Here is a 403-nt window from a genome sequence, read left to right as displayed (position 1 = left end):
CCGCACCGCCGCCGTTGTTGTCCTGAACAACCGAGCCGGTCACGGTACCGATCGTGCCGCCGAGCGTGGTGGTCGAGGTGGCAGCGTGGGTACCGCCGGCCGTACCGTCGAACAGCACGTTGGTCAGCGCCGTCGCGCTTGAGTAGGTCGTGGTGCCGCGCAGGTCGGACGAGGTCGCGCCGGCAATCGTGGTCGAGACGTTCGACTTGGTGGAATAGCCGACCGTGGTCTGCAGCGCCTGGTTGGCGATCGACTTGGCGGAGTCGAGCAGCTTCGACAGCGAGGTGATGCCGGTGTTGGCGGCCTGCAGCACCTGCACGCCGTTGGCGATGCCATCGAGCAAATTGTTGATGTCGCTGGCGCGGTTGTCGAGCGACTGTGCGGTGAAGAAGTTGGTGGGGTT

Annotated in this window: 1 pseudogene; it reads right to left on the bottom strand. The window is 65.5% G+C overall.

Annotated features, from left to right (window positions below):
• Positions 1-403: pseudogene (locus XH98_RS12870) on the bottom strand (DUF1522 domain-containing protein); the annotation flags it as partial.

The organism is Bradyrhizobium sp. CCBAU 51745, assembly GCF_028128715.1.
GTDB lineage: Bacteria > Pseudomonadota > Alphaproteobacteria > Rhizobiales > Xanthobacteraceae > Bradyrhizobium > Bradyrhizobium manausense.
The sequence above is the reverse complement of the archived record's forward strand: the minus strand, read 5'-3'. Positions and strand labels throughout refer to the sequence as shown.